Origin of the sequence: Bifidobacterium sp. (assembly GCF_051876855.1) — a bacterium.
Taxonomy (GTDB): Bacteria; Actinomycetota; Actinomycetes; order Actinomycetales; family Bifidobacteriaceae; genus Bifidobacterium.
In genome coordinates this window covers 1,607-9,074 of record NZ_JBJEIH010000067.1, presented here as the reverse complement: position 1 = coordinate 9,074, position 7,468 = coordinate 1,607, and the positions used below count along the sequence as shown (strand labels likewise).

Annotated in this window: 4 protein-coding genes; 2 read left to right on the top strand and 2 right to left on the bottom strand. The window is 61.2% G+C overall.

Annotation, left to right across the window (positions count from 1 at the left end; genetic code table 11):
• Positions 1 to 1,360: 1,360 nt before the first annotated feature.
• Complete coding sequence (locus ACI38B_RS04720; protein ID WP_439729741.1) at positions 1,361 to 3,145, bottom strand: cation:proton antiporter; 1,785 nt, start codon at positions 3,143 to 3,145, stop codon at positions 1,361 to 1,363.
• A 92-nt stretch (positions 3,146 to 3,237) separates the two neighbouring features.
• On the opposite strand from ACI38B_RS04720, the gene ACI38B_RS04715 reads away from it, so the two are divergent.
• Together ACI38B_RS04715 and ACI38B_RS04710 are read left to right on the top strand one after the other, a co-directional pair.
• A complete protein-coding gene (locus ACI38B_RS04715; RefSeq protein ID WP_439729740.1) occupies positions 3,238 to 3,879 on the top strand; it encodes a TetR/AcrR family transcriptional regulator C-terminal domain-containing protein in 642 nt (213 codons plus the stop codon).
• 182 nt (positions 3,880 to 4,061) lie between these two features.
• On the top strand, positions 4,062 to 5,627 hold the full coding sequence (locus tag ACI38B_RS04710; RefSeq protein WP_439729739.1) for an amino acid permease: 1,566 nt from the start codon (positions 4,062 to 4,064) through the stop codon (positions 5,625 to 5,627).
• A 334-nt stretch (positions 5,628 to 5,961) separates the two neighbouring features.
• Here the strand turns inward: ACI38B_RS04710 and ACI38B_RS04705 are convergent.
• Positions 5,962 to 7,468: ABC transporter permease (locus ACI38B_RS04705; protein ID WP_439729738.1), on the bottom strand; the 1,507-nt coding region annotated here is incomplete at its 5' end.

The following is a 7,468-nucleotide window of genomic DNA, read 5'->3' as shown; positions in this document are numbered from 1 at the left end:
CAACCCGACAAACCCGGCTCCCCGACCATCCACCACGCCATCAACCCACTCACCACGCATGCTGCGACAAACATAACCTGACAGACCCGAGAACAACGCAAGTCAGCCCGACACCACCCACCGCGTTGCGCATGCCCAGACATACACACGCGACAAACCCAGCAGACGGCACAAGCCGAACCTGCACCATCAGTATCCCCCCGCATGCCCAGACATACGCGACGCAACAAATCAGCAAGAGATACGAGCCGAACCCACACCACCCACACCGGCACGCATGTTCGGGCATACACAACCCGACAAATCAGCCCGGCAAGAAGCGACTGAGACCCGCCACAAACCAATCGAGTATGCCCCGACATACACAACCCGACAAACCCAACTCCCCGACCATCCACCACGCCATCAATCCACACACCACGCATGCCCAGACATACACAACGCGACAGATACATGGACAGAGGCGTTCAATCACACACCATCCGCATCAATCCGCATGCCCCGACATACAACAGTCGGTAAATCGAATACTGCCGGAAATTGCAGTGCGCACAAGGAGCCAATCGCGCATGCCAGGACATACACAACCCGACAGACCCGCAGGCAATCCGAACCAATCCAGCGCCATCTGTATCGGCCCGTGTGCCGCAACATACGCAACATGACAGATTGACCAACCACAGACCGATCAAGCCGGCAACAGGCTCATCACGTATCCCCCGACATACGCAACCCGGCAGATCGGTCTGGCAAGAAGTGACTGGGACCAGCAGCAGACCAATCGCGCATGCTCCGACATACACAACCCGACAGATAGACGGGCGAAGGGACCGGGTGCACGTCATCCGCGCCGGTCTGTATGTCCGGACACGCACAACGTGGCAGACCGGATTGTGCGAGGATCCACTCACATAGTGCCGGGTCGGATGGCACAGATAAAGGTTCTGGGTAATGCCAAGGGGCAGTGCGTGAGGATTGACTCGCACGATGACAGGCCGGACGGCCCGGACCGGGATACCGAGCGCCGAAAAGGGGCGGCGTGTGAGGATTGACTCACACGATGACGGGTCAGGCGGCCCGGATGACTGCGCCGAACGTCGAGAAGGGCCATCGTGTGAGGATTGACTCACAAAGTCACCGCCCCAACCGCGAAATCACCGACCCCTGCCATCACAGACCGCAGGAATGTGAGAATCCACTCACACAACGGAGGTCAAGCAACCCCAGACCAAGGTTCTGGGCACTGCCGAGGGGCATTATGTGAGGATTGACTCACAAAGTTACGGGTCAGACGGCCCAGGCCAAGGTTCCAGGCACTGCCGGGGGGCGTTGTGTGAGGTTCCACTCACAAAGTACCGGATCAGACGGCACCCCCGGAGGCACCAGCACCAGCCGAACCAGCGGATCCGAAGGCACCACCGGCCGCGCCAGCACCATCTGCCGCACCGTCACCAGCACCAGCCCCGGACGCACCACCACCAGTACCACCCGCATCCGCAGCACCACCAGTGTCAGCACCACCCACGCCGGCACCACCACCATCCGCACCCGCAGCACCCCCAGCCCGCTTACTCGCAGCACCACCAGTGTCAGCACCACCGGCCCGCCTACTCGCCTCCTGCCGCCAGCGCTTCACCGCATCCTCCCGATACTCCTGCGCGGTCGCCGGGTCGATACCCAGCTCACGCAGGCACCGGTCGCGCTCCCGCTCGGCACGCTGCACCAACTCCGCCCGCAGTTTCGCATCCGCGGCACTCGCAGCCGGCGGCAACGTATCCATGCGCGCAACAAACACGTCCATCCGCTCCGCATGCCGCAGCAGATGCGCCATCTCAATATGCTCGTGCAGAATCTGCCGGTACTCGTGCGGATCGTGCGCAATCTCGCCGATCGCGGTCACCGGGTGCACATCCGCCACACGGTAGGTCAGCCCCGCAAGCAACGGCATCAAGAACACCGTCACCGCACCAGCAGCGACCAGCGTGGACGCGGTCATCTGCTGCATCGTACCCGCCTTGACCGCAACGGTCGTCACCGCGACAATCAACGGTAGCGCGGTCGCGCAATACACGGCGACGGTCACACGGTGATGCGACGACATCGGGTTCGCCTTGCGGTCCAAGGACATGGCGATATACACGGGCACCGCGCGAATCAGCATCAGCATGATGATGAACACAATCAGCAATCCCGGATTGCCGCCGACAGCCTTCAAATCAATCGCCGCACCCGAAACAACGAAGAAAATCGGGATGAAGAACCCGTACGAAATCCCGTCAAGCCGCGTTTCCAAAGTCTGCGAGCCTTCCGGAATCACGTATCGCAGAATGAATCCCGCAGCGAAGGCACCCAGCACCACATCGAGGTCGAAAATCGCGGACACCGTCACCAGCGTGATGAGCAACAGCACAGTCAGGCGCATGAGCACCTGCTCGGAAATGTTCGAATGCTTGGTCACGAGCCGGTAGAACCGGTTGCCCGCCTTGCGCGCCTTCGCCGGCACAAGCGCCGCGACCGCGCAAATCACGGCAAATACGGCGAGCGTGAGGAAAGTCTGCCATTGCGAGCGCGTGGACAGCAGCACCGCCATCATCAGCACCGGGCACAGCTCACCCCACGTGCCGTAGACGACCACCGCGTTGCCGACCGGCGTGCCTTCGAGCCCGCGCTCCTTGAGAATCGGCATCAGCGTGCCGAGCGCGGTCGTGGTGAGCGTAATCACCGCAGCCATTCCGTTCATGTCATGCCGTTTGAAATACGGCACGAACGTGATCACCGCGAACGCAAGCACGAATGTCGCCGCCCACGTTGCCAGCCCCACGCGGCCCTGATGCCCGCCCAACTGCTTGGGGTCGATCTCGTACCCGGCCAGCAGAAACAGGAACGCGAGACCGAGTTCGCTGAGCAGCTGTACCGAATCGCTGACCTGGATCACTCCGAACATATGCGGCCCCAGCAACGCCCCGGCGAGCAGCAACAGCACGGTCTGCGGCACGGGTTTGCCGGGGATGAGCTGCACGATGACTGGGCACAGCACCGCCACGAGCATGATGATGGTAAGCGAGACAAGATCGACGGTCATACCGCCATTATCGTCGAGATGGCGGAAAATCGCCGATTTGCGCCTTGAGGCGAGATGGGCCATGTATCGTACTTCCGATTGCGCATCGGCGCTGATGGTGGTAGCTCAGAAAAGTACACGCGTGACCGATACAATGCTCTTGGGGGGTGGTCACAATGCCACGCGAACGCACAGACAATGCCCGGACAAGATTCACTCGTCACGTTCTGCAGGATACCGTCATCAAACTGTTGCAAACCCGGCCGTTGCAGTCAATCAACGTAAAAGAGGTTTGCCAACAGGCCGGGATTAACCGCTCAACGTTTTACAGCTATTACGACAACATCCAGGACCTGGTCACAGATATTGAAAACGAGACGCTCACATGGCTGGACCACGCGATCGCCACAGCGTTCAAGACCACGCTGCGGGCAGATCTTGAGCCGGTCATCGTCAGGATTTGTCAATACGCGGCGGACAACAAGGATCGTGTCCGGATTCTGCTGAGCTTGAAAACCGATCCGCAATTCCAACGCAGGCTCGTCTCCATCATTCTCGATTACAGCAATTGGCAGTCCCGTGCGCAGTCCGAAGGGGCGGACCCCACTCTTGCCAATATGCGACTGCTGTTCTGCATCGCCGGCGGGCTCGGGCTTGTGCAATCGTGGGTGTATGACGGGTTTTCTGCCACACCTGAAGCGATTGCGCACGTGATTTACACGCAGTCGTTGCCGCCGGTACTGCACGCCATGGCGCAGAGTTCGGCAGAACCGCAGGTCAAGTCATCACTGCATGAACGCAACCATCGCGCGATATGACGACACGTGTGATATTGCGGTAGGGCTGCGGCTTCGGCGATTTTGTGTATCAGGTCGGACGCGAACACAACCGCCGTGCGATATGACGGCGGGACACCTCGTGTCTGCGCGTTACAATGTCACCGTCGCAACGCCGCACCGATGATTGCCGGCGCGTGACCAGAGCGATCAGAGAGGAAAGCATGAGCACCAAGAACACTGAGCCAGTGCAGGCGGAAACGCACGGCGAGGCGTCGGCACGGCAGCAGACAGCCGCCGCCGCAAACGCAACCGACGCAACCGCAACAACCGCCGACAACCAGCCGAGTCTGCACAAATCATTGAAAAACCGTCATATCCAGCTCATTGCGCTGGGTGGGGCCATCGGCACGGGCCTGTTCTACGGGTCGAGCGAATCCATCAGCCTTGCGGGGCCGAGTATTCTGCTTGCGTACGTGATCGGCGGTCTCGCGATTTTCCTGATTGTGCGCGCGATGTCAGAAATGAGCGTCGAAGAGCCGAAAGCCGGCGCGTTCAGCTATTACGCGACCCGCTACTGGTCGAAGCGCGCGGGTTTCGTGTCCGGCTGGAATTACTGGTTCAACTACATTCTCGTGTCAATGGTCGAGCTTGCGGTAGTCGGCTCGTTCGTGAACTACTGGTTCCCGGCGATTCCGCAATGGGTGTCCGCAGCGTTCTTCCTGGTGCTGATCACCGCGATGAACCTGATGGGCGTCTCGAAGTTCGGCGAGTTTGAGTTCTGGTTCGCGATTATCAAAATCGCTGCGGTTCTGGCGATGATTGTCGGCGGCATTGCGGTAATCATCATGGGGATTCCGGGCGTATCCGGCGTGCGGGCGTCCTTCGCGAACTGGTTCACAATCGGCGGCGGATTCATGCCTCACGGCCTGCTGTCCCGCGGATCTGACGGTCAGTGGACCGGCCTGCTGATGGCGCTGTGCGTGGTCATGTTCAGCTTCGGTGGCACCGAGCTCATCGGCGTGACCGCAGGCGAGGCGGAGAATCCGCGCACCACCATCCCGAAGGCGACGAACGGCGTTATCTGGCGCATCCTGGTCTTCTATGTCGCCGCACTCGGCGTAATCATGGCGGTGGTGCCGTGGAACACGATTGACGGCAAATCCAGCCCGTTCGTGCAGATTTTCGATTCCGTGGGCGTGCATGCGGCCGCCGGCATCCTCAACTTCGTGTGTCTGACCGCAGTGATGAGCGTCTACAATTCTGGCCTATATTCGAACTCGCGCATGCTGTATTCGCTGGCGAAGCAGGGCAACGCGCCTGCGTATCTCGGCGGTCTGAACAAGCGCGGCGTGCCGGCTGCGGCAGTGCTGACCTCTGCAGCGATCACGGTAATCGCTGTGGTGGTGGTGTTCCTGTGGCCGCAATTCGCGTTCAACTACCTGATGAGCATCGCGACAATCGCCGCAGTGATCAACTGGTCAATGATCATGCTCACCGAAATGCACTTCCGCAAGGCCGTCGCCGCGGGTGACGGGCCGAATGAGCTCGCCGGACGCAGTGGGCAGGACGCGCTTGACGCGATTCACTTCAAGCTGCCGCTCGCCAAGGTCACGCCGTGGCTGGTGCTCGCGTTCATGGCGCTCGTGGTTGTGCTCATGTGCTTCTCCCCCAGCTACCGTGTGGCCGTGGTGATTGGGCCGATCTGGCTCGCTGTGCTGCTGATCGCCTACCAGCTGACTGTCTCCCGCAAGGGCGATACCGCCGGCGCGAGTGCGACGCAAGTGTAAGTACACAGCAATCGTGAGCCTGAGCGGCCTGTCCCCCCAGGCTGCCGTTCCCCCCTTCCCAAACTGGTTACGCTAAGGACCCCCTCAGCGTAACCAGTTTGTGTTTTCGGGGGTTCCGGTCTGCTTCTACCGACGCTCAGGAGCCAGTCAGCGTCGGCAGAAGGTTGGGAGAGATACACACCGGAACGGCACCACGGCATGACACCCGGGTATGGCACCCCGGACAACACCGCGGTCCGATGCTCCGGACGACAATACACAAACTGGTTACGCTGACGACGGTCCTGGCGTAACCAGTTTGTATTTGGGGAGACGGTAACAGGACACGCCACGCTTACTGGAGGGACGCGAAATCCCGCAGGTGGTCAAGCACCGTCAGTTGACGCTCATCCAGCACAATGCCACCCAGCCACGTCCCCAGCGCGAGAACGCCGACACCGTTGAGCAGCGCGGCGAGCGCGACACACCACGGCAAACCGGCATCGCTGACACCTGCCATCGCAAGCGCCATCGCAACCAACCCCGTCGGCAACAGCACAATCATCGACCCGAACATATGAATCAGCGGAATCAGCGCCTGACTGGCCGCACGGCCCTGAGGCGTGGAAAACGGCCGATCCGCAGGGGCTATCGGATACATGAACACCGGTGAAATCACCTCGGCCACACCGACCGCGCACAATCCGAGCCCCACACTCAACGCCCAGAACATCACTGACATGTCCAGTCCGGTCTTCGGCGTCCACGCGCCGGTCGCCGCCACGCACACGATTGAAAGCAACGTCAAGTACACGAGGATAATCGCCACGTGCACGCGAACGCGACCACGCCGGTCGTCAATCCCCCGCACGCCGCTGAGCACTTCAAGCGTGAACCCGAGCCCGTCATATGCGACACCGTTGCCCTCAAGCGCGGCAAGCACCAGCCCGCCCGTAGCGACGGCGAACCAAACCGCATACCGCGTATCCTCCGGTTGCAACAGCATCGCCACCAACACCAGCACAGGCGCCGCGTACATGACCAGCTGCCTGGGATCCCGACGCAGATACGTCGCCAAACGCGCGGAAATCGCGCCGGACACACTGTCGGGAACACGAGCGAACATGCCGATGCCGCGCTGCACTTGCGCCGCCGTAGACCGGCCGCCGACCGTGCGTTCCCTGCGCAAACACCACAGGCACGCCCGATAGCATATCCAACAGGTGACGGCGATAATTGCCAGACGCGCCGCAATCAGACCCCAATGTCCCTGCCCCGCGTCGAAGGGCAGCTGGAAGGCCGCTCCGAACGGTGTCCAGGCGGCGACCGCCGCATATTTTGCGTAGGTGACTTCCTTGACGCCGGAGCTCATCAGGATGTTCGGCAGCTGGAACGCGAAGAAGCACAACGGCATACTCAGGATGTACAGCCAGCTGCGGGTGCGCCGCGAATCCGCGAGCACGGAAAACAGCGAAATCATCGCCTTCGACATGGCCAGAAGCACGGCGACCGTCACTGGAGCCGACAGCACGGCCACAACCACCATCAACGCGCTCGTCCCCCGGTATATCGGCGCGAACGCAAGCAGGGTGAGCATACCGCAGATCGCCGGCAATCCGCACATACCGGCGGCGAACAATCCACGCGTCAGCTTGCCGTCATCGATGCCGAACAGTTTGAATTTCTGCGGATCCATGGCGCTTGCCTGACCGACGTACATGAGTTGGAGCAGCAGGACGCCCAGCATGGCGACGGCCCCGCCCAGCACCACGATTGTGTTGAGCAGGTCGCCGGCGTGGGTGGCGGCGGGCATGACATCGTCGCCGAATCTCAACGCGGTGACGGCGGCGCCCGCAATCAGG

Excerpts from the sequence above, each read along its gene's own strand:
- ACI38B_RS04720 (WP_439729741.1), bottom strand. The coding sequence starts at position 3,145 with ATGGCCCATCTCGCCTCAAGGCGCAAATCGGCGATTTTCCGCCATCTC.
- ACI38B_RS04715 (WP_439729740.1), top strand. The coding sequence starts at position 3,238 with ATGCCACGCGAACGCACAGACAATGCCCGGACAAGATTCACTCGTCAC.
- ACI38B_RS04710 (WP_439729739.1), top strand. The coding sequence starts at position 4,062 with ATGAGCACCAAGAACACTGAGCCAGTGCAGGCGGAAACGCACGGCGAG.